This window comes from Atlantibacter sp. RC6, from assembly GCF_014193285.1.
Classification (GTDB): Bacteria; Pseudomonadota; Gammaproteobacteria; order Enterobacterales; family Enterobacteriaceae; genus Atlantibacter.
Genome location: NZ_JACHZE010000003.1, coordinates 247,570 through 271,301, shown reverse-complemented (window position 1 = coordinate 271,301; position 23,732 = coordinate 247,570). Strand labels below are relative to the sequence as shown.

At 56.8% G+C, this 23,732-nt stretch carries 20 protein-coding genes; 14 read left to right on the top strand and 6 right to left on the bottom strand.

The genetic code is table 11. From position 1 onward, the window contains the following. The first annotated feature begins 79 nt into the window (after positions 1 to 79). The 4 genes from gcvT (at position 80) to FHW74_RS09255 (ending at position 5,381) form a co-directional block, all read left to right on the top strand. Positions 80 to 1,177, top strand: a complete 1,098-nt coding sequence (gene gcvT, locus FHW74_RS09270; RefSeq protein WP_183170155.1) for a glycine cleavage system aminomethyltransferase GcvT — start codon at positions 80 to 82, stop codon at positions 1,175 to 1,177. Positions 1,178 to 1,203: 26 nt separating this feature from the next. Continuing rightward, complete coding sequence (gcvH, locus tag FHW74_RS09265) at positions 1,204 to 1,593, top strand: glycine cleavage system protein GcvH (protein ID WP_183170154.1); 390 nt, start codon at positions 1,204 to 1,206, stop codon at positions 1,591 to 1,593. A 110-nt stretch (positions 1,594 to 1,703) separates the two neighbouring features. Continuing rightward, a complete protein-coding gene (gcvP, locus tag FHW74_RS09260) occupies positions 1,704 to 4,577 on the top strand; it encodes an aminomethyl-transferring glycine dehydrogenase (protein ID WP_183170153.1) in 2,874 nt (957 codons plus the stop codon). 60 nt (positions 4,578 to 4,637) lie between these two features. Next, the gene (locus FHW74_RS09255; RefSeq protein ID WP_183170152.1) at positions 4,638 to 5,381 is read left to right on the top strand and encodes an SDR family oxidoreductase; all 744 of its coding nucleotides are present in this window, start codon (positions 4,638 to 4,640) and stop codon (positions 5,379 to 5,381) included. 24 nt (positions 5,382 to 5,405) lie between these two features. Here FHW74_RS09255 and FHW74_RS09250 read toward each other — a convergent pair whose 3' ends face one another. The 3 genes from FHW74_RS09250 to FHW74_RS09240 form a co-directional block, all read right to left on the bottom strand. Beyond that, positions 5,406 to 6,797 carry a cytochrome c peroxidase gene (locus FHW74_RS09250; protein WP_183170151.1) on the bottom strand — a complete coding sequence of 464 codons (1,392 nt, stop codon included), beginning with the start codon at positions 6,795 to 6,797 and terminating at the stop codon, positions 5,406 to 5,408. A 199-nt stretch (positions 6,798 to 6,996) separates the two neighbouring features. Then, positions 6,997 to 8,430, bottom strand: a complete 1,434-nt coding sequence (locus FHW74_RS09245) for a 6-phospho-beta-glucosidase (RefSeq protein ID WP_183170150.1) — start codon at positions 8,428 to 8,430, stop codon at positions 6,997 to 6,999. A 123-nt stretch (positions 8,431 to 8,553) separates the two neighbouring features. After that, positions 8,554 to 9,285: a MurR/RpiR family transcriptional regulator gene (locus FHW74_RS09240; protein ID WP_183170370.1), complete on the bottom strand. Its 732-nt coding sequence runs from the start codon at positions 9,283 to 9,285 to the stop codon at positions 8,554 to 8,556. A 220-nt stretch (positions 9,286 to 9,505) separates the two neighbouring features. Between FHW74_RS09240 and FHW74_RS09235 the strand changes: the two genes are divergently transcribed. Then, complete coding sequence (locus tag FHW74_RS09235) at positions 9,506 to 10,165, top strand: hemolysin III family protein (RefSeq protein WP_125295344.1); 660 nt, start codon at positions 9,506 to 9,508, stop codon at positions 10,163 to 10,165. Positions 10,166 to 10,199: 34 nt separating this feature from the next. On the opposite strand, the gene ygfZ is transcribed toward FHW74_RS09235, so the two are convergent. Next, entirely contained in the window at positions 10,200 to 11,186 is a 987-nt protein-coding gene (gene ygfZ / locus FHW74_RS09230) for a tRNA-modifying protein YgfZ (protein WP_183170149.1), read from the bottom strand. A 258-nt stretch (positions 11,187 to 11,444) separates the two neighbouring features. Between ygfZ and sdhE the strand changes: the two genes are divergently transcribed. Continuing rightward, a complete protein-coding gene (sdhE, locus tag FHW74_RS09225) occupies positions 11,445 to 11,711 on the top strand; it encodes an FAD assembly factor SdhE (RefSeq protein ID WP_183170148.1) in 267 nt (88 codons plus the stop codon). Continuing rightward, complete coding sequence (locus tag FHW74_RS09220) at positions 11,692 to 12,111, top strand: protein YgfX (protein WP_183170147.1); 420 nt, start codon at positions 11,692 to 11,694, stop codon at positions 12,109 to 12,111. Before sdhE ends, FHW74_RS09220 begins: the two co-directional genes overlap by 20 nt. 4 nt (positions 12,112 to 12,115) lie before the next feature. Here FHW74_RS09220 and fldB read toward each other — a convergent pair whose 3' ends face one another. Further along, positions 12,116 to 12,637 (bottom strand): flavodoxin FldB, encoded by a 522-nt coding sequence (fldB, locus tag FHW74_RS09215; RefSeq protein ID WP_183170146.1) that lies wholly within the window; start codon positions 12,635 to 12,637, stop codon positions 12,116 to 12,118. A gap of 101 nt (positions 12,638 to 12,738) precedes the next feature. Here fldB and xerD point away from each other — a divergent pair, with 101 nt between their 5' ends. The 6 genes from xerD to FHW74_RS09185 all read left to right on the top strand — a co-directional run bounded on the left by xerD (position 12,739) and on the right by FHW74_RS09185 (position 19,501). Continuing rightward, positions 12,739 to 13,638, top strand: a complete 900-nt coding sequence (xerD, locus tag FHW74_RS09210; protein WP_183170369.1) for a site-specific tyrosine recombinase XerD — start codon at positions 12,739 to 12,741, stop codon at positions 13,636 to 13,638. A 24-nt stretch (positions 13,639 to 13,662) separates the two neighbouring features. After that, positions 13,663 to 14,376 carry a bifunctional protein-disulfide isomerase/oxidoreductase DsbC gene (gene dsbC, locus FHW74_RS09205; RefSeq protein WP_183170145.1) on the top strand — a complete coding sequence of 238 codons (714 nt, stop codon included), beginning with the start codon at positions 13,663 to 13,665 and terminating at the stop codon, positions 14,374 to 14,376. A 3-nt stretch (positions 14,377 to 14,379) separates the two neighbouring features. Then, complete coding sequence (gene recJ / locus FHW74_RS09200; protein ID WP_183170144.1) at positions 14,380 to 16,113, top strand: single-stranded-DNA-specific exonuclease RecJ; 1,734 nt, start codon at positions 14,380 to 14,382, stop codon at positions 16,111 to 16,113. Between the two features lie 96 nt (positions 16,114 to 16,209). Next, positions 16,210 to 17,308, top strand: a protein-coding gene (gene prfB, locus FHW74_RS09195; protein ID WP_183170143.1) for a peptide chain release factor 2 whose coding sequence is annotated in 2 segments (ribosomal slippage) — positions 16,210 to 16,284 and positions 16,286 to 17,308 — 1,098 coding nt in all. Because the reading frame shifts where the segments join, the coding sequence is not laid out codon by codon here. Positions 17,309 to 17,317: 9 nt separating this feature from the next. Continuing rightward, on the top strand, positions 17,318 to 18,835 hold the full coding sequence (lysS, locus tag FHW74_RS09190; RefSeq protein ID WP_183170142.1) for a lysine--tRNA ligase: 1,518 nt from the start codon (positions 17,318 to 17,320) through the stop codon (positions 18,833 to 18,835). 165 nt (positions 18,836 to 19,000) lie between these two features. After that, positions 19,001 to 19,501, top strand: a complete 501-nt coding sequence (locus FHW74_RS09185) for a hypothetical protein (RefSeq protein ID WP_183170141.1) — start codon at positions 19,001 to 19,003, stop codon at positions 19,499 to 19,501. Between the two features lie 281 nt (positions 19,502 to 19,782). On the opposite strand, the gene FHW74_RS09180 is transcribed toward FHW74_RS09185, so the two are convergent. After that, positions 19,783 to 21,237 carry a nucleobase:cation symporter-2 family protein gene (locus FHW74_RS09180; protein WP_183170140.1) on the bottom strand — a complete coding sequence of 485 codons (1,455 nt, stop codon included), beginning with the start codon at positions 21,235 to 21,237 and terminating at the stop codon, positions 19,783 to 19,785. 530 nt (positions 21,238 to 21,767) lie between these two features. Between FHW74_RS09180 and FHW74_RS09175 the strand changes: the two genes are divergently transcribed. After that, complete coding sequence (locus tag FHW74_RS09175) at positions 21,768 to 23,711, top strand: FAD-dependent oxidoreductase (RefSeq protein ID WP_183170139.1); 1,944 nt, start codon at positions 21,768 to 21,770, stop codon at positions 23,709 to 23,711. Positions 23,712 to 23,732: the final 21 nt, after the last annotated feature.

The window sequence follows — 23,732 nt, the reverse complement described above, 5'->3', positions numbered from 1 at the left end:
GCAGCGGGAATGATGCCGACGCCGGGTTTCGTCCAGTAGTAAAGAGGCAATTCGCCTCTGCTGACTGAAAGAGGAAAAGATGGCTCAACAGACTCCTTTGTTCGAACAACATACGCTTTGCGGCGCGCGCATGGTGGATTTCCATGGCTGGATGATGCCGCTGCACTACGGCTCGCAGCTTGATGAGCATCACGCAGTGCGCAGCGACGCCGGGATGTTCGATGTTTCCCACATGACCATCGTCGACCTGCATGGCGAGCGCACCCGCGAATTCTTGCGCTATCTGCTGGCGAACGACGTGGCGAAGCTCACCCAGCCGGGTAAAGCGCTGTATAGCGGAATGCTCAATGCCTCCGGCGGCGTGATTGACGATCTGATCGTTTATTTCCTCACTGAAGATTATTTCCGCCTCGTTGTTAACTCCGCCACCCGTGAAAAAGACCTCGCCTGGATCACCCAGCACGCCGAACCCTATTCCCTCGATATCACCGTTCGCGACGACCTGGCGCTGATTGCCGTTCAGGGCCCGCAGGCAAAACAGAAAGCCGCAACTCTGTTTACTGATGAACAGCGCCAGGCCGTAGAGGGCATGAAGCCGTTCTTTGGCGTGCAGTCGGGCGATCTGTTTATCGCGACAACCGGCTACACCGGCGAAGCGGGTTATGAAATCGCGATGCCAGCAGAAAAAGCCGCTTCGTTCTGGAGCCAACTGGTTGAAGCGGGCGTGAAGCCGTGCGGCCTTGGCGCGCGCGATACGCTGCGTCTGGAAGCGGGGATGAATTTGTACGGTCAGGAGATGGACGAAGGCGTTTCGCCGCTGGAAGCCAACATGGGCTGGACTATCGCCTGGCAGCCGGAAGATCGTGATTTTATTGGCCGTGAAGCGCTGGAATCCCAGCGGGAGCGAGGCACCGACCAACTGGTTGGCCTGGTGATGAAAGAAAAAGGCGTACTGCGTAATGACCTGCCGGTGCGATTCACCGATGCGCAGGGCAACGTGCAGGAAGGCAAAATCACCAGCGGATCGTTCTCGCCCACCCTGGGCTACAGCATCGCGCTGGCGCGTGTTCCTGCCGGGATTGGCGACACCGCCATCGTGCAGATCCGCAACCGTGAAATGCCGGTTATCGTCACCAAACCGATTTTTGTTCGCGCCGGTAAGCCGGTGGTTCAGTAACTGTTTTGTTATTCGGAGAAAAAGAAATGAGCAATGTGCCAGGTGAACTGAAATACAGTAAAGAGCATGAGTGGTTGCGCAAAGAAGCGGACGGTACTTACACCGTAGGTATTACCGAACATGCCCAGGAACTGTTGGGCGATATGGTATTCGTCGATCTGCCGGATGTTGGCGCGACCGTGAGCGCGGGCGAGGACTGCGCGGTGGCGGAATCCGTGAAAGCGGCATCAGATATCTACGCACCAATCAGCGGTGAAATCGTCGCGGTCAATGACGCCCTGAGCGACTCCCCGGAGCAGGTGAACAGCGAGCCATACGGCGCAGGCTGGATCTTCCGTATCAAAGCCAGCGACGAATCCGAACTGGAAGCGTTACTGGATGCGGCGGGTTACGAAGCCCTGTTAGAAGACGAATAAATACGCGTCATCATGCATGTTGCAGGGGCGCTGGCTTCTGCAACATGAACAATTATTCGAGTATCACCCGTTACCAACCGATTCACCGCACGTTTCAGGAACCCTCGCTCATGACCCAGACTCTCGACCAGTTGGAAAATCGCGACGCGTTTATCGACCGTCATATCGGCCCGGATAGCGAGCAGCTACACACCATGCTCAAAACCGTTGGCGCGCAATCCCTTGATGCCCTGACGGCGCAAATCGTCCCTGCGGACATTCAGCTGGCGACACCGCCCGCTATCGGCGAGGCGACCACCGAATACGCGGCGCTGGCTGAACTGAAAGCCATCGCCGCCCGCAACAAACGTTTTAAGACCTTTATCGGCATGGGCTACGCCGCCGTGCACACCCCGCCGGTGATCCTGCGCAATATGCTGGAAAACCCGGGCTGGTACACCGCCTATACGCCGTACCAGCCGGAAGTATCCCAGGGCCGTCTTGAAGCGCTGCTGAACTTCCAGCAGGTGACTATCGATCTCACCGGTATGGACATCGCGTCGGCGTCGCTGCTGGATGAAGCCACCGCGGCGGCGGAAGCCATGGCAATGGCCAAACGCGTCAGCAAACTCAAGGGCGCGAACCGCTTCTTCGTGGCGGCTGACGTACACCCGCAGACGCTGGACGTAGTGCGGACCCGTGCCGAAACCTTCGGCTTTGACGTGATTGTCGATGACGCGCAAAAAGTGCTCGACCATCAGGACGTGTTCGGCGTGCTGTTGCAGCAGGTCGGCACCACCGGCGAAGTACACGATTACTCGGCGCTGATCGCCGAACTGAAATCCCGCAAAGTGGTGGTCAGCGTGGCCGCTGATTTTATGGCGCTGGTACTGCTGACCGCGCCGGGCCACCAGGGCGCGGATATCGTGTTCGGCTCCGCCCAGCGTTTCGGCGTACCGATGGGCTACGGCGGGCCGCACGCGGCGTTCTTCGGCGCGCGCGACGAGCATAAACGCTCCATGCCTGGCCGCATCATCGGCGTTTCCAAAGACGCGGCGGGCAATACCGCGCTGCGTATGGCGATGCAGACCCGCGAACAGCATATCCGCCGCGAGAAAGCCAACTCCAACATCTGTACTTCTCAGGTGCTGCTGGCCAATATCGCCAGCCTGTATGCGGTTTACCATGGCCCGAAAGGCCTGAAGCGCATCGCCGATCGCATCCATCGCATGGCCGACATTCTGGCGGCGGGCCTCCAGCAAAAAGGCCTGAAACTGCGCCACAGCAGCTGGTTCGACACGCTGTGCGTAGAAATCGCCGATAAAGCTACCGTACTAAGCCGCGCCCAGGCCAAAGAGATCAACCTGCGTAGCGACGTGCTGAACGCGGTGGGCATCACCCTGGATGAAACCACCACCCGTCAGGATCTGCTGAACCTGTTTAGCGTGCTGTTGGGGGACAACCACGGGCTGGATATCAGCGAGCTGGATAAAGATGTGGCGCACGACAGCCGCTCGGTCCCGGACGCCATGCTGCGCCAGGACGCGATCCTGACTCACCCGGTGTTTAACCGCTATCACAGCGAAACCGAGATGATGCGCTACATGCACTCCCTGGAGCGCAAAGATCTGGCGCTCAACCAAGCGATGATCCCGCTGGGCTCCTGCACCATGAAGCTCAACGCGGCGGCGGAAATGATCCCGATCACCTGGCCGGAATTTGCTGAACTGCACCCGTTCTGCCCGGTGGATCAGGCGGAAGGCTATCACCAGATGATCGCGCAGCTCTCCGAGTGGCTGGTGAAACTCACCGGTTACGACGCGCTGTGTATGCAACCGAACTCCGGCGCGCAGGGTGAATACGCGGGTCTGCTGGCAATCCGTCACTATCACGAGAGCCGCAACGAAGGCCATCGCGATATCTGCCTGATCCCGGCGTCCGCGCACGGCACCAACCCGGCCTCCGCGCAGATGGCGGGGATGCAGGTGGTGGTCGTGGCGTGCGATAAGCAGGGCAACATCGACCTGACCGATCTGCGTGCTAAAGCCGAGCAGGCAGGCGACCAGTTGTCGTGCATCATGGTGACCTATCCGTCAACGCACGGCGTGTACGAAGAAACCATTCGCGAAGTGTGCAACGTGGTGCATCAGTTTGGCGGCCAGGTGTACCTTGACGGCGCAAACATGAACGCCCAGGTGGGCATTACCACGCCGGGCCATATCGGCGCGGATGTGTCGCACCTCAACCTGCATAAAACCTTTTGCATTCCGCACGGCGGCGGCGGCCCAGGCATGGGGCCGATCGGCGTGAAAGCGCACCTGGCCCCGTTTGTGCCGGGCCACAGCGTGGTGCAGATTGAAGGCATGCTGACCCGTCAGGGCGCGGTTTCCGCCGCACCGTTCGGTAGCGCGTCGATTCTGCCGATCAGCTGGATGTACATCCGCATGATGGGTGCGCAGGGGCTTAAGCGCGCCAGCCAGATGGCGATCCTCAACGCCAACTACATCGCAACGCGTCTGAAAAGCGCGTTCCCGGTGCTGTATACCGGGCGCGATGGCCGCGTGGCGCACGAATGCATCCTTGATATCCGTCCGCTGAAAGAGCAGACCGGCATCAGCGAGCTGGACATCGCCAAACGCCTGATCGACTACGGATTCCACGCGCCAACCATGTCTTTCCCGGTTGCCGGAACCCTGATGGTTGAGCCGACCGAATCGGAAAGCAAACTGGAGCTGGACCGCTTTATCGACGCGATGCTGACAATCCGCGAGGAGATCGATCGCGTGGCGAAAGGCGAGTGGCCGCTGGAAGACAACCCGCTGGTTAACGCGCCGCATACCCAGGATGAGCTGGTGGCGGAATGGAACCACCCGTACAGCCGCGAACTGGCGGTATTCCCGGAAAGCCACCACAGAAAATACTGGCCGACGGTAAAACGTCTGGACGATGTCTACGGCGATCGCAATCTGTTCTGCTCCTGCGTACCGATGAGCGAATATCAATAACGTAGCGCGTTGTTCTATTCTGTAAGGGCACTTCGGTGCCCTTATTTTTTGGAGGATCCCATGACAATCGCACTGATTACCGGCGCAAGCCGGGGAATTGGCAAAGCCACTGCTCTGCTGCTGGCGCAGCAGGGGATGCGGGTGGTAGTGAACTATCATCGCGATCGGCAGGCTGCGCAGACGGTGGTAGAGGAAATTACCCGGGCGGGCGGTGAAGCCATAGCCTTGCAAGCGGATGTCTCTGATGAGCAGCAGGTGGTGGCGATGTTTACCACCATTGACCAGTCCTGGGGGCCCGTGAACGTGCTGGTTAACAATGCGGGCATTCTTTCTACCCAGTGCCGCGTTGAAAACCTGACTGCCGAGCGGATTAATCGGGTGCTGTCCACCAACGTGACTGGCTATTTCTTATGCTGCCGGGAAGCGGTAAAGCGGATGTCCACCGAACACGGCGGCAGCGGCGGGGCGATTGTCAATGTCTCTTCAGTGGCGGCGCGGCTGGGATCGCCGGGAGAATATGTTGACTATGCGGCCTCTAAAGGCGCGGTGGACACGCTGACCATCGGGCTTTCCCTGGAAGTGGCGGCGCAGGGGATCCGCGTTAACGGCGTGCGGCCCGGTTTTATCTATACCGATATGCATGCGTCGGGCGGTGAGCCGGGGCGGGTGGATCGCGTTGCGCCTGCCATCCCGATGCGGCGCGGCGGGCAGCCGGAAGAGGTGGCGCAGGCTATCGCCTGGCTGGTGAGTGATAACGCGTCGTACGTTACCGGCAGCTTTATCGATCTGGCCGGGGGCAAGTAGCCGCCCTGGCGGGCGGCGGTAGGGTTATTCCAGCGGCGCGGGCTTATACACGCCGTTCAGGCTTTGCAGGAACGCCACGATATCGTCCACCTCGGACTGGGGCAGTTCGGTGCCCACCTGGTAACGCAGCATCAGTTTCACCGCCTCATCCAGCGTCGCCACGTCGCCGCGGTGAAAATACGGCGCGGTAAGCGCGATGTTACGTAGCGTCGGCACTTTCTGGCGCAGGCGGTCGCGTTCGTCGTGGGTGACGTTCATGCGGCCAATATCCGCTGGCAGTACGTCGCCGAACGTGAATTCTTTCTTCAGGCCCAGCGGTTCAAACGTTCTCCCGCCGAGGATCACGCCGGTATGACAGGTGGCGCACTTGTTATCTTTAAACAGCTTCCAGCCCTGTTTCTGCTGGGCTGTCAGCGCGTTTTCATCGCCGCGCAGATAGTTGTCGAACGGCGAGTTCGGCGTAATCAGCGTTTTTTCAAACTCGGCGATAGCGTCGGTAATGGTGTCGCCGCTTAAGCCCTGCGGATAGACGGCGCTAAAGTCGTGCTTGAGGATCGCGTCCTGGTTCAGTTTGGCGGTGATGTCATCCCAGGATTTGGACGCCATTTCGATTGGGTTGAGCGGCGGGCCGCCGGCCTGGGCTTTCAGGTCTGGCGCGCGGCCATCCCAGAATTGCACCACGTTAAACACCGAGTTAAACACTGTTGGGGCGTTAATCGGCCCGATTTCGCCGCGCACGCCGGTCGAGGTTTTCCGGCCATCCACGCCGCCCGCGCCCAATTGATGGCAACTCGCGCAGGAGATGGAGTTGTCATCAGAGATGCGCGGATCGTGATACAGCCGGAAGCCCAGCGCGGCCTTGCGCTTATCGTAAGGCACGGTTTGCGGGATCGGCTGGACCGGTTCATTGCGGTGCTGCTGCGCCATATCCTCGGCCGCGTAGTACTTCAGGCGTTGGGCCTTGATCCAGTCGAGCACCACGCCGCGTTCGTCATCGCTCATTTTGCCGTCCCAGTGCAGGGCGGTGTAGCGCGTCGGTGGCATGGTCTGGTGCTCCATCACCCATTCGATTTTGGTCAAATCGCTTTGCAGGGCGGGCGTGTCGTCAATCAGGCTCTGACGCAGCGGGGTGAGATTGAACGATTTGTAGCCAAGGTGCATGTCGTCGTTCATCAGCTGCTTTGCGACGGGCAGCGAGGAATAGAACGGCAGATCGCTGGACACGGTATGACAGTAGTCGCACCCTTTGTCGCGCATGATCGCCAGCACTTTATTGTTTTGCGGTGAAGCAGAGGTTTGAGTCAAAGCACGGCTATTACGCTCGCTGTCGTGGTGATACACATACGCCACAAGCCCGAGGTAGCCTACAAGACCGACGCCCACGACACCCAGCGCCAGTTTAGTGAGGTTTTTCATCTTATTATCCCTTCAAGGTGAATGAGGTCTCAGAGACCGCAAACTATCTGGTTCCTGAAAGGGCATAGTGTCAGTGTGGGGATTCTACCTCTTGATAGGTATCAATAAATTTCACAAGCCGGGCCTATCATTGGGATAGGTTTCATCAATGTCGTTAATGATTGCGCGGTAAAAAGGGGCGCTAAGGCCCCTTACTGGATTACAGTTTTTCGCCGTTGCTGGCGATGACCTCTTTATACCAGTTAAAGCTTTTCTTACGGGAGCGGGACATATCCCCGGTGCCGTCATCATGTTTGTTCACATAGATAAAGCCGTAACGCTTGCTGTACTGGCCGGTGGTGAAGGACACGCAGTCGATGCAGCCCCACGGGGTATAACCCATTAAATCCACGCCGTCATACGTCACCGCTTTGATCATCTCTTCAACGTGGGCGCGCAGGTAGTCGATGCGGTAATCGTCATTGATGCTGCCGTCTTCTTCCACCTTATCGTATGCGCCGAAGCCATTCTCAACGATAAACAGCGGCTTCTGATAGCGCTCATACAGTTCGCACAGCGCGTAGCGCAGGCCAACCGGGTCAATCTGCCAGCCCCAGTCAGACGCTTTGACATGCGGGTTCGGTACGCTGCCCTGGAACCCCGATAGCGCATCGCCGCTACCGCCTTCGGCTTTCACCGCGTTGGTCATGTAGTAGCTGAAGCCCAGATAATCGCAGGTGCCTTCACGTAGCGCCTGCTCATCGCCGTCTTCCATATTGATGGTGAAGCCGCGACGCTCCCACTCATTCAGTACATAGGACGGGTAGTAGCCGCGCAGCTGCACATCGGTAAAGACATAGCGTTCGCGCATCGACTCCTGGGCAAACATCACATCTTCCGGCTTACAGGAGAACGGATACAGCGGCACCATTGCCAGCATGCAGCCGACTTTCATCGCCGGGTTGATGCTGCGTGCCGCTTTCACCGCCAGCGCGCTGGCAACGAACTGGTGATGCAGCACCTGGTACATGGTCTCTTCCGGATTATCATGTTCGGTATACACCACGCCGGAACAGCAGTAGCCGAACAGCGGTGCGCGCCAGTTGCGCTGGTTGTTGATCTCGTTAAAGGTCATCCAGTATTTGACCTTGTTCTGGTAACGCTCGAACACCACTTCGGCGAAGCGCACAAAGAAATCAACGACCTTACGGTGAGTCCAGCCGCCGTATTGCTGTACCAGATGCAGCGGCATTTCGAAGTGGGACAGCGTGATCACTGGCTCAATATTGTACTTCAGCAGCTCATCGAACATGTCGTCGTAGAACTGTAAACCCTCTTCGTTTGGGGTCTGCTCATCGCCATTCGGGAAAATACGTGTCCAGGCGATGGAGGTGCGTAAGCATTTAAAGCCCATCTCGGCGAACAGCTTGATATCTTCTTTGTAGCGGCCATGGAAATCCACGGCTTCATGATTGGGATAGTATTTGCCCGCTTCCACGTTGTGGGTGATTTCACGCGGGATGCCGTGCGCGCCGCCCGTCAATACGTCACAGATGCTGGGGCCTTTGCCGCCTTTATTCCAGCCGCCTTCAACCTGGTGCGCGGCCACCGCGCCACCCCATAAAAAGTCTTTGGGTAAAGTCAGTTTTTTCATCGTTGAGATCCCGGAACAGAGTGAGACAGGAGTTGTAGGCGAGTCTGGCAAAAGGAAAAGCAAATGTCACGATATAACAAAATCAACGGGTTGTGACTTGTTACCGCCAGAAAACAGGGTGTTTTATCCACCCAGTTTGCCGGCGATTTTGCGCCCCAGGGTCTCAAGAATATAGACCACCGGGATTTGGGTGGTAATGTCGTAAACGCCTGCGATACGCGTCTGGGGAATATGCCAGGAGAGGTTAAAATCGGCCAGTTTCGCCAGCGACGAATTATCATGGCTGGTGATCGACAGCACTTTGCAGTGATGCAGGCTGAACTGGCTGGCGAAGCGCAGGATCTCCGCCGTTTCGCCGGAAACCGACAGCACAATCGCCAGCGCGTTTTTCGCCATATCGTTGGTCACCGGGAAGTAAGGATCATCAATATGATTGCTGAATTTCCCGACGTTTGAAAAAAAGCGCGCGCCGTATTTTGCCAGCGAACCGGAAGTCCCCGCGCCGACAAAAATAATCCGTTCTGAGGCGAGAATAATATCCACGGCTTGATCCAGCAGTTGGTCAAACTCGTCGTTATTCACGCTGCGGAAAAAGCTGATAATCTCGCTGGCCCCAAAGTTGGCCTGTTGGGGTTGGTTTTGTTCCAGATAGAGCTTAAAGCGCACCCGAAATTCGGAATAGCCGTCGCAGTTGAGCTTGCGGCAAAAACGCAGCACCGTGGTTGTTGAAACCCCCGCCGCTTCAGCCAGCTCACGGATGGTCATGTACATCACTTTGTCGCGATTTTTGATGACGTAGTTATAGACCATCATTTCGATGTTATTCAGGCTGGCGACGGCGGAATGGGTGAATATCGTCACGGCGAGCGATCCTTTTTCATACACAGGTTCAAGGATACTGGAATTGTGGCCTTGAACCCACCCCGGGAAAGGGGATCCCCCTGATATTCTGAACTACGCTTTAGCGATGTACACAATCAGTAAATAATTATTTTAGCGAACACGTGTACACTGAAATCATTCTCAATTAAGCTAGTGAAGCTGCTTTTATATTCAGTTTCCCCGGAGTCGCCTTATGGTTAGCAAACCATTAATTGAGAAGGGATATTCACTGGCTGAGGAAATAGCCAACAGCATCAGTCACGGTATCGGGCTGGTGTTCGGGATCGTTGGGTTGGTCTTACTGCTGATCCAGGCGGTGGACGCCAACGCTAATGTCATGGCGATCACCAGTTACAGCCTGTACGGCGGCAGCATGATTTTGCTGTTTCTGGCATCAACGTTGTACCACGCCATTCCCCATGCCCGAGCGAAAATCTGGCTGAAGAAATTCGACCACTGCGCAATCTATTTGCTGATTGCCGGGACCTACACGCCGTTTTTACTGGTGGGGCTTGATTCACCGCTGGCGCGCACCCTGATGATTGTTATCTGGGGATTAGCGCTGCTGGGCATTCTGTTTAAATTAACCATCGCGCACCGCTTTAAGGTGCTGTCGCTGGTGACTTATCTGGCGATGGGCTGGCTGTCGCTGATTGTGATTTATCAGTTAACGGAAAAACTCGCCCTCGGCGGGGTAACGCTGTTAGCGGCAGGCGGGATTGTCTATTCGCTGGGCGTGATTTTTTACGTATGTAAACGCATTCCATACAACCACGCGATCTGGCATGGCTTTGTGCTGGGCGGCAGCGTGTGTCACTTCCTGGCGATATACCTTTACGTCGGTCAGCATTAAAAAACACCCCTCGCGGCCTGCGAGGGGCTCGTCATCACGCGTCTTCTAACGAATACGGCAGCGGCTCAATCGCCAGCGTATGGCTGGGTTCATCACGCACCCGGAAGACGCTGGCGCTTTCCATGTCGTTATTCATCACCACCTGAACGCGCACGGTGCCGTCGTCCAGTTTCACGGCGGCCAGCACGGTCCCGGTACGACGCCAGTTGTCACCCATTTTCAATTCCAGATCTTCCGCTGGCGCTGGCGTGCGGCTGGCGTTGCCGACCAGCGTCCAGAGCGCGCGCTTGTTGGCGCCACGGAATTTCGCACGCGCCACCATCTCCTGGCCGGTATAGCAGCCTTTTTTAAAGCTGATGCCGCCAAAGGCCTGAAGGTTGGTCGCCTGGGGAATAAACTGCGCGCTGTTGGCTTCGTCAATAACCGGATAACCGGCTTCGATATCCAGCGCCAGCCACTGCTGGCTGGCATTAAGTTGCGCTTCACCACGCAGGCTTTCGGTGAGCTGCTGGGCTTTCTCTTCTGTGGTGATCAGCAGAAAACGCTCTGCGGGCAACGGCAACCACAGCAGGGTGGTGTCGTCGACATGCACCGCGGGATTGTCTGCGTCCGGAAGGGACGAGAAATAGTTCGCCAGCGCGGCGCGCGCCTGGAAACCAGCCACGCCTAACAGCACCACGTTGTCGTCCGGCGCAATAGTCACCTTCGAGAACACGGCATACTTTTTCAGCGCGGCGAGTTGCGCGTCGCGCACGCTGCGGCGCTGGATCCAGGCGAAGCCTTCATTCTGGCGAAACAGGCGCAGGTTACTCCACATTTTGCCTTTCGCGTCGCAGTGGGCCACCAGCAGATGCTGGTTTTCCGTCATCAGCGCCACATCCGCAGTCACCTGGCCTTGTATATACTTTTCACTATCAGCGCCGGTGATGGTCGAAAGCGCCCAGTCTTCAAGAGAGATCAGCGTCAAAGGCAGTCGAGCGGCAGCCGTCGGCTGGCGCGGTGGAAACGGATTAAATGCCATAAAAGTGCCCCGGTTCATCATGCAGAGTCGAATGAGACTAATGGTAAAAGAGCCACAAGACATTGCAAGCGCTTTGACATTGCCATTCGTGCCGTCTTTTTGATTTACGCGTTTTCGCGCAAAAAACGCGTAATAGTTTCATTATTAATAAGGTTTTTTGGAAGACGACGCGTAAATGACAACATTCCATTAAATGAAGTGTTGAAAACGAGTTACACTAGCAGGCATCTTCCAGAGTGATTACCCAGGAAAGCAGTCATGGATATTAACAATAAAGCCCGTATTCACTGGGCGTGCCGTCGCGGGATGCGTGAGCTGGATATTTCTATCATGCCGTTCTTTGAACACGAGTACGACTCTCTGAGCGATGCCGATAAACAGGTGTTTATTCGCCTGCTCGAATGCGACGATCCCGATCTTTTCAACTGGTTAATGAATCACGGTAAGCCTGCAGACAGTGAATTGCAGCGCATGGTGCAACTGATTCAGACGCGGAACCGGGATCGTGGTCCTGTGGCAATCTGATCTCCGCGTCTCGTGGCGCGCACAGTGGTTTTCCCTCATGCTGCACGGCATTGTCGCAGCGGTGATTTTACTGCTGCCCTGGCCGCTGAGTTATATGCCGGTTTGGTTGGTTTTATTGTCGTTGGTGGTATTTGATTGCGTGCGTAGCCAGCGGCGTATTCATTCGCTGCAAGGCGAAGTAAAACTGACAATGGACTACCGGCTGCGCTGGCAGGGCGTGGAATGGGAATTGACCGGCGCGCCGTGGATGCTGCAAAGCGGGATGCTGCTGCGCTTGCGGCATCCTGAATCGCAACGCAGCCAGCATTTATGGCTGGCGGCGGACAGCATGGATGCCAGTGAATGGCGCGATTTGCGCCGGGTGCTGTTACAGCAACCGCAAAGCGGTCGCCCGTCATAATCGCTCAGGAGAAATGTTCGGCCATTTCCGCCAGAATCTGTTCGCACCACTGTTCAATACGCTCATCGCTAAGGTCGTATTGATTGGTTTCATCCAGCGCGAGGCCGACAAAAAGTTGCCCATCGGCAATCACCGGTTTCGGGCTGGTAAATTCGTATCCCTCGGTCGGCCAGTAGCCAACAAACTTCACGCCTTTCGGCAGCAGCTTATCGTGCAGCATACCGAGGGCGTCAAGGAACCATTCACCGTAGCCAAGCTGGTCCCCCATGCCGTACAGCGCAACGATTTTTCCTTCGAGATCCAGCGTGTCCAGTTGGTCCCATACGGCTTCCCAGTCTTCCTGAATCTCACCAAAATCCCAGGTCGGAATGCCGAGGATCAACACATCGTACTGCGCCATCAGCGCCGGGGCGTCATCTTTCAGGTTGTGTAACGTAACCAGCTCCGGCCCGATAATGTCGCGGATTTTTTCCGCCGCCATTTCGGTGTAACAGGTGCTGGAACCATAAAAAAGACCCATTTTCATCGCGATTACATCTCATTTCTTGCTGTGCGGGTGGCTCAGTGTACCAGATCGCGGCCGCTATCATGCATAATGCAACCCTGCGTGATAAACGAGAGGCTCGTGTGGAACAGGATATTGCCCGCGTCGAACAGTTTCTGGATGCGCTCTGGCTGGAGCGGAATCTGTCGGAAAACACCCTTAGCGCCTATCGTCGTGATCTGACGATGCTGGTGCAGTGGCTCCATCATCATCAGCGGGATTTACTCTCCGCTGGTAGCGATGATCTACAGGGATTGCTCGCCGAGCGCGTCGAAGGGGGCTATAAGGCCACCAGTTCTGCGCGCCTGCTCAGCGCTGTGCGCCGGCTGTTTCAGCATCTGTACCGGGAAAAAATCCGTCCGGACGATCCCAGCGCCTCGTTGGCCTCACCGAAACTGCCTCAGCGCTTGCCGAAGGATTTAAGCGAGGCCCAGGTTGATCGGCTGTTGCAGGCCCCGGCGCTGGAAGGTAACCCGATTGAACTTCGCGACAAGGCGATGCTCGAAGTGCTTTATGCCACCGGGCTGCGCGTGTCTGAGCTGGTGGGGCTGATCATGAGTGATATCAGCCTGCGCCAGGGCGTGGTGCGCGTGGTGGGGAAAGGTAACAAAGAGCGTCTGGTGCCGCTGGGCGAAGAGGCCGTGCACTGGCTGGAGCAGTATCTCGAACACGGCAGGCCGTGGCTGCTTAACGGCCAGTCCAGCGATGTGCTGTTCCCGAGTAACCGCGCGCAACAAATGACGCGCCAGACTTTCTGGCATCGCATTAAGCATTACGCCACACTGGCAGGCATTGACAGCGATAAACTCTCGCCTCACGTTTTACGCCATGCTTTCGCCACGCATTTGCTTAATCACGGCGCGGATCTGCGCGTGGTGCAGATGCTGCTGGGCCATAGCGATTTATCAACGACGCAAATTTATACGCACGTGGCGACTGAACGCCTGCGGCAACTTCATCAACAGCATCACCCTCGTGCGTAAGTGATTGCTGACTAAGGACATGTTATGAAAAAAGGCTTTATGCTGCTGACGCTTCTGGCAGCCACTGTTTCCGGTATGGTTCACGCTGACGACGCGGTAATTAAACAATCGCTGGCGAAACTGGGCGTGCAAAGCGCGGATATTCAGGCCTCTCCGGTACCCGGCCTGAAAACCGTGCTGACCAGCAGCGGCGTGCTGTATGTCACCGAAGACGGCAAACACATTATCCAGGGGCCGCTGTATGACGTCAGCGGCAGCTCGCCAGTCAATGTGACCAACAAGCTGCTGATGGGCAAACTTGCCCAGCTCGAAAAAGAGATGATTGTTTATAAAGCCCCGCAGGAAAAACACGTCATCACCGTGTTTACCGATATCACCTGCGGCTATTGCCACAAACTGCATGAAGAGATGAAAGACTATAACGCGCTGGGCATCACCGTGCGTTATCTGGCGTTCCCGCGTCAGGGCATCCAGAGCCAGGCGGAGAAAGACATGAAATCTATCTGGTGCGCCAAAGACCGCAATAAAGCCTTTGATGACGCCATGAGCGGCAAATCCGTACCCGCCGCCAGTTGCGATATCGATATCGCCGATCACTACGCGCTGGGCGTACAGTTCGGCGTGACCGGGACACCGGCGATTGTGTTAAGCAATGGCTATGTGGTTCCGGGTTATCAGGGGCCGAAAGAGATGAAAGCTTTCCTTGACCAACACCAGAAACAGACCGGCGGGCAATAACGGGTGAAGCAACAATCGCAACTCCGTCGGCGTACGGTGGATGAAACCGCGGTGCTGCCGCCGACGCTTTCGCCGCTGTTAAAACGGCTGTATGCCAGCCGGGGCGTGCGCGGCGCGGAAGATCTTGAGCGCAGCGTAAAGGGAATGCTTCCCTGGCAGCAGCTAACCGGCATCAACGCCGCCGTTGAAATGCTATATCAGGCGTTTAAGACCGGGCAGCGGATCGTGGTGGTGGGGGATTTTGACGCCGATGGCGCGACCAGCACCGCGCTCAGCGTGCTGGCGCTGCGCAGCCTCGGCGGCAAAGAGATTGGTTATCTGGTGCCGAACCGTTTTGAAGACGGCTACGGGTTAAGCCCGGAAGTGGTGGATCAGGCAAAAGCGCTGGGCGCTGAGCTGATCATGACGGTGGATAACGGCATTTCCTCCCATGCAGGCGTAGAGCATGCGCATCAGTACGGTATCCCGGTGCTGGTGACCGATCACCACCTGCCGGGCGCCACGTTGCCGGACGCAGAAGCCATCATCAACCCCAACCTGGCGGACTGCGAATTCCCGTCGAAATCACTGGCGGGCGTTGGCGTGGCGTTTTACCTGATGCTGGCGCTGCGCAGCCACCTACGCGATAAAGGCTGGTTTGACGAACAGGGCATCGCTATTCCCAATCTGGCGGAATATCTCGATTTAGTAGCGTTAGGCACCGTGGCGGACGTGGTGCCGCTCGATGCCAATAACCGCATTTTGACCTGGCAGGGGCTGAGCCGTATTCGCGCCGGGAAATGTCGTCCGGGTATTCGCGCGCTGTTAGAAATTGCCAACCGCGATCCGCAAAAACTGGCGGCCAGCGATCTGGGGTTCGCCCTCGGGCCGCGCTTAAATGCCGCCGGGCGGCTGGACGATATGTCGGTGGGCGTGGCGCTGCTGTTGTGCGATAACCCCGGCGAGGCCCGCGTGCTGGCGAATGAACTGGACGCGTTAAACCAGACCCGTAAAGAGATCGAGCAGGGCATGCAGGCAGAAGCGTTGGCGTTGTGCGATGCCTTCCTGAAAAGCGCTGACGAACTGCCGGTCGGGTTGGCGATTTATCATCCTGAGTGGCACCAGGGCGTGGTGGGTATCCTGGCATCGCGGATTAAAGAGCGGTTCCATCGCCCGGTCATCGCCTTTGCCCCTGCGGGCGACGGCACGCTTAAAGGCTCCGGGCGGTCGATTCCCGGGCTGCATCTGCGCGATGCGCTGGAGCGCCTCGACACGCTTAATCCAGGACTGATGCTCAAATTTGGCGGCCACGCCATGGCAGCGGGCCTGTCGCTGGAAGCCGCAAAAATTGAGGAGTTTCAGCAGCGCTTCGCTGCACTGGTAGAGCAATGGCTCGACCCGGCGTTGCTCGAAGGAGAAGTGTGGTCCGACGGCCCGCTACAGCCTCAGGAGATGACGCTGGAGGTCGCCGAACAATTGCGTGATGCCGGTCCGTGGGGCCAGGCGTTCCCGGAACCGGCGTTTGACGGGCGTTTTCGCCTGTTGCAGCAGCGGCTGGTGGGGGAGCGTCACCTCAAAGTCATGCTGGAGCCGGCGCAGGGCGGCCCGCTGTTAGACGGCATCGCGTTTAATGTTGATACCGCCCGCTGGCCCGACGCGGGGGTACGCGAGGTGGAAATCGTTTACAAGCTGGATATCAACGAGTTTCGCGGCAATCGCAGCCTGCAGTTAATAATCGACCATCTCTGGCCGCTTTAACGCCAGTTTCGCTATAAAAAAGGGCGAATTTCCGGTAAACTTTCGCCCTTACGACCGCATTCTGACTACCGTCATCACTTAAAGATCATACTGACCATGTTTGAAATTAACCCGGTAAAAAACCGTATTCAGGACCTCACCGAGCGCACCGACGTTCTTAGGGGGTATCTTTGACTACGATGCAAAGAAAGAACGTCTCGAAGAAGTAAACGCTGAACTCGAACAGCCTGACGTCTGGAACGAGCCTGAACGCGCCCAGGCGCTGGGTAAAGAGCGCTCGTCTCTGGAAGCCATCGTCGATACGCTGGACCAGTTAAACCAGGGCCTGGAAGATGTCTCCGGCCTGCTGGAACTGGCGGTTGAAGCTGACGATGAAGAAACCTTCAACGAAGCCGTAGCCGAACTCGATCAGCTCGATGCCAAATTAGCGCAGCTGGAATTCCGCCGCATGTTCTCCGGCGAATACGACAGCGCCGACTGCTATCTCGACCTGCAGGCCGGTTCCGGCGGCACCGAAGCCCAGGACTGGGCCAGCATGCTGCTGCGTATGTATCTGCGCTGGGCTGAAGCGCGCGGCTTCAAAACCGAAGTCATCGAAGAATCCGAAGGCGAAGTGGCCGGTATTAAATCCGCCACCATCAAAATCTCCGGCGAATACGCGTTTGGCTGGTTGCGTACTGAAACCGGCGTTCACCGCTTGGTGCGTAAGAGCCCGTTTGACTCCGGTGGCCGTCGCCACACCTCGTTCAGTTCCGCGTTTGTCTACCCGGAAGTGGACGATGATATCGATATCGAAATCAACCCGGCGGATCTGCGCATCGACGTTTACCGCGCATCTGGCGCGGGCGGCCAGCACGTTAACCGTACGGAATCCGCGGTGCGTATCACCCACATTCCGACCGGTACGGTGACGCAGTGCCAGAACGACCGTTCTCAGCACAAGAACAAAGATCAGGCCATGAAGCAGATGAAAGCGAAGCTGTATGAGCTTGAGATGCAGAAGAAAAACGCTGAGAAACAGGCGCTGGAAGATAACAAATCGGATATCGGCTGGGGCAGCCAGATCCGCTCTTACGTCCTGGATGACTCCCGCATCAAGGATCTGCGTACCGGTGTTGAAACCCGTAACACGCAGGCGGTGCTGGATGGCGATCTGGACAAATTCATCGAAGCAAGTTTGAAAGCAGGGTTATGAGGAACCAACATGTCTGAACAACACGCGCAGAACGCTGATGCGGTAGCCGATCTTAATAACGAACTCCAGACCCGTCGCGACAAGCTGGCGCAACTGCGTGAGCAGGGCGTCGCGTTCCCGAACGATTTCCGTCGCGACCACACCTCTGACCAACTGCACGCTGAATTCGATGCCAAAGAAAACGAAGAGCTGGAAGCGCTGAATGTGGAAGTGGCGGTGGCCGGTCGTATGATGACCCGCCGCATTATGGGTAAAGCCTCTTTCGTCACCCTGCAGGACGTTGGCGGCCGCATTCAGCTATATGTTGCCCGCGATGATCTGCCGGAAGGCGTTTACAACGAGCAGTTTAAAAAGTGGGATCTGGGCGATATCCTGGCGGCGCGCGGCAAGCTGTTTAAAACCAAAACTGGCGAGCTGTCGATCCACTGTACTGAACTGCGCCTGCTGACCAAAGCCCTGCGCCCGCTGCCGGATAAATTCCACGGCCTGCAGGATCAGGAAGCGCGCTACCGTCAACGCTACCTGGATCTCATCTCCAACGATGAATCCCGCAATACCTTCAAGGTGCGTTCCCAGATCCTGGCGGGCATCCGTCAGTTCATGGTGGGCCGCGGCTTTATGGAAGTGGAAACCCCGATGATGCAGGTGATCCCAGGCGGCGCGTCTGCCCGTCCGTTTATCACCCATCACAACGCGCTGGATCTGGATATGTACCTGCGTATCGCGCCGGAACTGTATCTGAAGCGTCTGGTGGTTGGCGGCTTCGAACGCGTGTTCGAAATCAACCGTAACTTCCGTAACGAAGGCATCTCGGTGCGTCATAACCCAGAGTTCACCATGATGGAACTCTATATGGCGTATGCGGATTACAAAGATCTGATCGAGCTGACCGAATCGCTGTTCCGCACCCTGGCGCAGGACGTTCTGGGCAAAACCGAAGTGCCTTACGGCGATGAAGTGTTCGACTTCGGTAAGCCGTTCGAAAAACTGACCATGCGCGAAGCGATCAAGAAATATCGTCCGGAAACCAATATGGCGGACCTGGACAACTTCGATTCTGCCAAAGCGATTGCTGAATCCATCGGTATCAAGGTTGAGAAGAGCTGGGGTCTGGGCCGTATCGTGACCGAGATCTTCGAAGAAGTGGCGGAAGCGCACCTGATCCAGCCGACCTTCATTACCGAATACCCGGCAGAAGTCTCTCCGCTGGCGCGTCGTAACGACGAGAACCCGGAAATCACTGACCGCTTTGAATTCTTCATCGGCGGCCGTGAAATCGGCAACGGCTTTAGCGAGCTGAACGATGCGGAAGACCAGGCGCAGCGTTTCCTGGATCAGGTGAATGCCAAAGATGCGGGCGACGATGAAGCGATGTTCTACGACGAAGACTACGTGACCGCGCTGGAGCACGGTCTGCCGCCGACCGCAGGCCTGGGCATCGGTATCGACCGTATGGTTATGCTGTTCACCAACAGCCACACCATTCGCGACGTGATCCTGTTCCCGGCAATGCGTCCGGTTAAGTAAGGTTTCAGCATTGTGAATGACCCCGGTTTATACCGGGGTTTTTTTATTTCAGGTATGGCGGATTATCCCGGTGGAATATCCGCAAAATAATCCATACCGTAGCGATATTTTCATCGTGAACGCATGTGTTAGCATCCTCCCGTTGTTAACTTTGAGGATGCCAATGTGCAGGGAACAAGCTGGCGCGATGTGAACGACAACGGAAAAAACTTCGACTTAAAACACCTTCATCCGTTCAGCTTTCAGACAACCATGAACGGTAGCATTGTCAGTATTTCTGTTGCTTTCTCTCATCATTGTTTTACGGATAAAAAAGGTAATGGGCAACCATTAATAAGCGGCCGTTATTTTTGTGAGGCGCGCTATCAATGCAGCCTGAATCTTCCACGCCTTATACAGGAGCATCTGGTTAACGGCTATATTGTTCCGCATTTCGATAAAAGCAGCAATGAAGTGTACTACTATGCGGCGATCCACGATTATGCTGTGTTCTTTGACCTGCGCCCGGATGCTAATAATCCATGCGGATTAATGCTGTTTGTGACCTCAGCTTATGAGAGGGATCAATGGGGCAAAGATACGATGCCGAAGGGTAAACCCGTAAAATTTAGCTATATTGGTCATCTTCGTTTAAACGGTCAGACGTATTTACCTCGCAGGAAATAAAAAAGGCGCTGATAATTAGCGCCTTAGTGCGAAAGTAATTTCGATTTTTACTCTCAAAAATTCCGGCCTGTACCTTTGATTATCCCGCTCTCAGGCTGGGGGAGAAGAGAGTTCATTCTCCGGTATCAATACCCCGATTTCTCGGTTCCGGTCTGTATCGACGCCTTCATCATAGTAGTCTGATGGGGCGTTTGCAATACTTATAACGCCGTCAGGAATACGCCGGAGATGCATTGCAACAAGCCTGCGAAAGGCCCTATCCGCAGGCATGAATGTCCGGTTTATTCCCCCGATTCCCGATTCTTCTTCACCTTGCGCAATAACAACCACATCCGCACCGTTCTCACCGACTTGCCGCTGACGCAGGATGGCTCTTCCGCCAACCCGGTTTGCGGATGGTATCCGTTAAAAAACAGATTCAGCGTGACCGCGCTAAAGGTCGCCAGCATGATCCCGCTGTGCAGCAGCGGCTGGAGCATAGCAGGGAATTGCGAGAAAAAGTTGTGCGACAGCATCGGCGTCATCCCCACGCCCAGGCTGATAGCCACGATATAAAGGTTGTAACGGTTAGTGGTGTAGTTGATGCGGGCGAGAATGCGAATACCCGTGGCGAGCACCATTCCGAACATGACCAACCCCGCGCCGCCCAGCACGAATTGCGGGATAGACGCCACCAGCACCGCCATTTTCGGCACCATGCCGAAGAGTATCAAAATGATCCCCGCCGCCACGCACACCCAGCGGCTGTAGACGCGGGTCACGCTCACCAGCCCGACGTTTTGCGAAAACGAAGTATGCGGAAAGCTGTTAAACAAGCCGCCGAACAGCGTGCCGACGCCGTCCACTCGCAGGCCGCGCACGATATCCTGCGACGTCAGCTTGCGCCCGACGATTTCTCCCAGCGCCAGAAACATCCCCATCGATTCGATAAACACGATAATCAACACGGCAGTCATGGTGAGGATCGACACCGGATCGAACACCGGCGTACCCAGCGCCATCGGCGTGACGATGGCAAACCATTTGGCATCATGCAGACCCGCCAGATTCACTTCATTGACCATCAGCGACAGCACAAAACCAAACACGATCCCCAGCAGCACCGCCACGTTTGACATAAACCCTTTAGCAAAGCGGGTCACCACCAGAATAAACAGCAGCACGGCAAACGAGATGCACAGATAAACCGGATCACCGTAGTGCGGATTGCCCTTACCGCCCGCCGCCCAGTCAATACCCACCTGAATAATGCTCAACCCGATCGAGGTGATCACCACGCCGGTCACCAGCGGCGGGAACAGCGGGATCAAACGGCCAATTACCGGGGCCAACAGCGTCGTGATCACCCCTGCCGCGATCGTCGCGCCAAAGATCCCCGTTAGCCCGATATCCGGGTTCAGGCCAATGGCGATCATCGGGGTCACGGCGGCGAAGGTTACCGACATAATGACCGGCAGGCGGATCCCCATAAATCGGCCCACGCCCAGACATTGCAGCAGCGTGACCACGCCGCAGCAGAACAGATCGGAACTGATTAACAGCGCGACGGTTTCTTTGTCCAGCCCGAGCCGGTCGCCAATCATTAGCGGCACCGCCACCGCGCCGGCATACATCACCAGCACATGCTGTAATCCGAGAATGCACAGTTTTGCCGGGGACAACACGCGGTCGACTTCGTCCGTCGGCGCGGCGTTATCCTGGGGGAGCGTTTGTGGTCGTGAATCAAGCGTACTCATGAATTCCATCCTTTTGTTAAACCCGCGAGCAGACCAGGCGCTGCCTGCGTGAATACGGCTTCCTCTGACGACGGTCTGAGACGACCCGGATCTGCCGTGATGTGATTACGGTTGCCAACCTCTGACACCATGCTCAGAAAGTGCCAGTTTTTCGTTCAGGCCAAAGGAAGTGGTTAAAACGCGGGGGAGTTCACAAAGTTGCCGTGTCGCGCAGGCATCAGACCAGAGCGTGACGCAAGCGTTTGCATTTGATAAAACCGGGGATTCTCAGATTGATAAAGCAGGCGATTCATTGTGGATCGCTTATCTCAGGATCGCGTGAGGATAAATTCGTTCTTTACTCCTCTTTCCCGTCTCTCATTCTGAGAGCGCAACGCCTGCCATAGAAAACCGCTTGCCACAGTTCTGGCGCCATTAATTTGACCGCATTCACAACATTTGGCTCTTAAGGACCGGGAATCACAACATCGCCCGGTTCTTGCATTGTTTCCAGAAAAGTAATTTCACAAACCGAAACATAAAGGATGCCTATGAACAGATTGATTGTCGCCGATAGCACGGAGTGTATCGGTTGTCGCGCTTGTGAGGTTGCCTGTGTGGTTGCGCATAACGACGGCTGGCCGCAGCAGCGCAGCGATTTTTTGCCGCGCATACGCGTCATATTCAACGGCGAACACAGCAGCGCGGTAACCTGCAAACACTGCCTCGACGCGCCCTGTGTCAAGAGTTGCCCGGTAGAGGCGCTGCACTACCAGAGCGAGGTGATCCAACTGGACGCCACGCGCTGTATCGGCTGTAAAAGCTGCCTGGTAGCCTGCCCGTTTGGCGCGATTGATATTGTCGTTACGCCTGATGAGAAGGGGCTGCTGGCCCAAAAATGCGATTTATGCCAGTCGGTAGAGCACGCCCGGCCCGCCTGTGTTTCCCATTGCCCGACTCAGGCGTTACGCGTCATGGACAGCGACGGGCTTGGCAAATTGCGCTGCGCCCGCCAGTTACAGGCGGCGGACCCGCAGGGATTTATGCCGACGCCGCAGAACAAAATCATCTTGCGTAAACCGCCGCGCAAGGGGGCGCAAAAGCGCGACGCCGCCGAGCGCAAAACCCATTTTGAGGAAATCTATCACGGGCTGGATGAGGCGCAGGCCAGCTATGAAAGCGAGCGCTGTCTGTATTGCGCGCAGAAAGCCTGGTGCAACTGGACCTGTCCGGTACATAACGCCATACCGGATTTGATCCGCCTGGTTCAGCAGGGACGGATTAAAGAGGCGGCGCAGCTTTCTCACCAGACCAGCTCGTTACCCGAAATCTGTGGTCGCGTTTGTCCGCAGGATCGCCTGTGTGAAGGGGCCTGCACCCTGAAAAACCGCAGCGGCGCGGTGACTGTCGGCAATCTCGAACGCTACATCACCGACAGCGCGCTAAAAATGGGCTGGCGACCCACCTTTGTTCCCGCACTGCCGCGCCGGGAACGCGTGGCGGTGATTGGCGCGGGGCCGGCCGGGTTAGGCTGCGCCGATTTCCTGGCGCGCGAAGGGGTGAAAGTCGACGTGTTCGACCGCCATCCGGAAATCGGCGGCCTGCTGACCTTCGGCATTCCGCCGTTTAAACTGGATAAATCGCTGCTCAGCCAGCGGCGCGCAATCTTCAGCGAGATGGGCATTCAGTTTCATCTCAACTGCGAGATTGGCCGCGATAAATCGTTCCATCAGCTAACCGAAGAGTACGACGCGGTATTCCTGGCGATGGGCACCTACGGGCTTATGACCGCCGGGCTGGAACATGAAGATGCGCCAGGCGTCATTCAGGCGCTGCCGTTTTTAATCGCCAATACCCGGCGGGTGATGGGGCTGGAGGATTCGCCCGACTATCCGTGGACCGAACTGAAAGGCAGGCAGGTCGTCGTGCTGGGCGGTGGGGATACCGCGATGGACTGCCTGCGTACCTCGGTGCGGCGCGAGGCTGCCAGCGTGACCTGCGCTTATCGTCGGGATGAAGCCAGTATGCCCGGTTCGCGCAAAGAGGTGACCAACGCCCGGGAAGAGGGCGTGGAATTTTTATTCAACGTCCAGCCGCAGTATATCGCCCGCAATGCGCATGGGCAGGTAAGCGGGATTGGGCTGATTCGCACCGAGATGGGTACGGCGGGCGCGGATGGGCGGCGGCGTCCCCAGCCGATAGCCGGTTCTGAATTTGAGCTGCCTGCGGATGTGCTGATTATGGCGTTCGGCTTCCGGCCTCACGCGATGCCGTGGTTGCAGGGCAGCGGCGTGCGGCGTGACGACGACGGGTTAATCATCACCGGCGGCGCGCGGCGGCTGGTAACACAAACCACCCGTGATAACGTGTTTGCCGGCGGTGATGCGGTGCACGGCGCGGATTTAGTGGTCACCGCGATGGCAGCCGGGCATCAGGCGGCGCGGGATATGCTGGCGATGTTTGCGCACAACACCGCGAGCCAGGTGGCTATGTAGTTGCAGCCAATAAAAAACCCG

Coding starts and splice junctions, on each gene's coding strand:
- gcvT (WP_183170155.1), top strand. CDS start 80: ATGGCTCAACAGACTCCTTTGTTCGAACAACATACGCTTTGCGGCGCG.
- gcvH (WP_183170154.1), top strand. CDS start 1,204: ATGAGCAATGTGCCAGGTGAACTGAAATACAGTAAAGAGCATGAGTGG.
- gcvP (WP_183170153.1), top strand. CDS start 1,704: ATGACCCAGACTCTCGACCAGTTGGAAAATCGCGACGCGTTTATCGAC.
- FHW74_RS09255 (WP_183170152.1), top strand. CDS start 4,638: ATGACAATCGCACTGATTACCGGCGCAAGCCGGGGAATTGGCAAAGCC.
- FHW74_RS09250 (WP_183170151.1), bottom strand. CDS start 6,797: ATGAAAAACCTCACTAAACTGGCGCTGGGTGTCGTGGGCGTCGGTCTT.
- FHW74_RS09245 (WP_183170150.1), bottom strand. CDS start 8,430: ATGAAAAAACTGACTTTACCCAAAGACTTTTTATGGGGTGGCGCGGTG.
- FHW74_RS09235 (WP_125295344.1), top strand. CDS start 9,506: ATGGTTAGCAAACCATTAATTGAGAAGGGATATTCACTGGCTGAGGAA.
- ygfZ (WP_183170149.1), bottom strand. CDS start 11,186: ATGGCATTTAATCCGTTTCCACCGCGCCAGCCGACGGCTGCCGCTCGA.
- sdhE (WP_183170148.1), top strand. CDS start 11,445: ATGGATATTAACAATAAAGCCCGTATTCACTGGGCGTGCCGTCGCGGG.
- fldB (WP_183170146.1), bottom strand. CDS start 12,637: ATGAAAATGGGTCTTTTTTATGGTTCCAGCACCTGTTACACCGAAATG.
- dsbC (WP_183170145.1), top strand. CDS start 13,663: ATGAAAAAAGGCTTTATGCTGCTGACGCTTCTGGCAGCCACTGTTTCC.
- lysS (WP_183170142.1), top strand. CDS start 17,318: ATGTCTGAACAACACGCGCAGAACGCTGATGCGGTAGCCGATCTTAAT.
- FHW74_RS09180 (WP_183170140.1), bottom strand. CDS start 21,237: ATGAGTACGCTTGATTCACGACCACAAACGCTCCCCCAGGATAACGCC.
- FHW74_RS09175 (WP_183170139.1), top strand. CDS start 21,768: ATGAACAGATTGATTGTCGCCGATAGCACGGAGTGTATCGGTTGTCGC.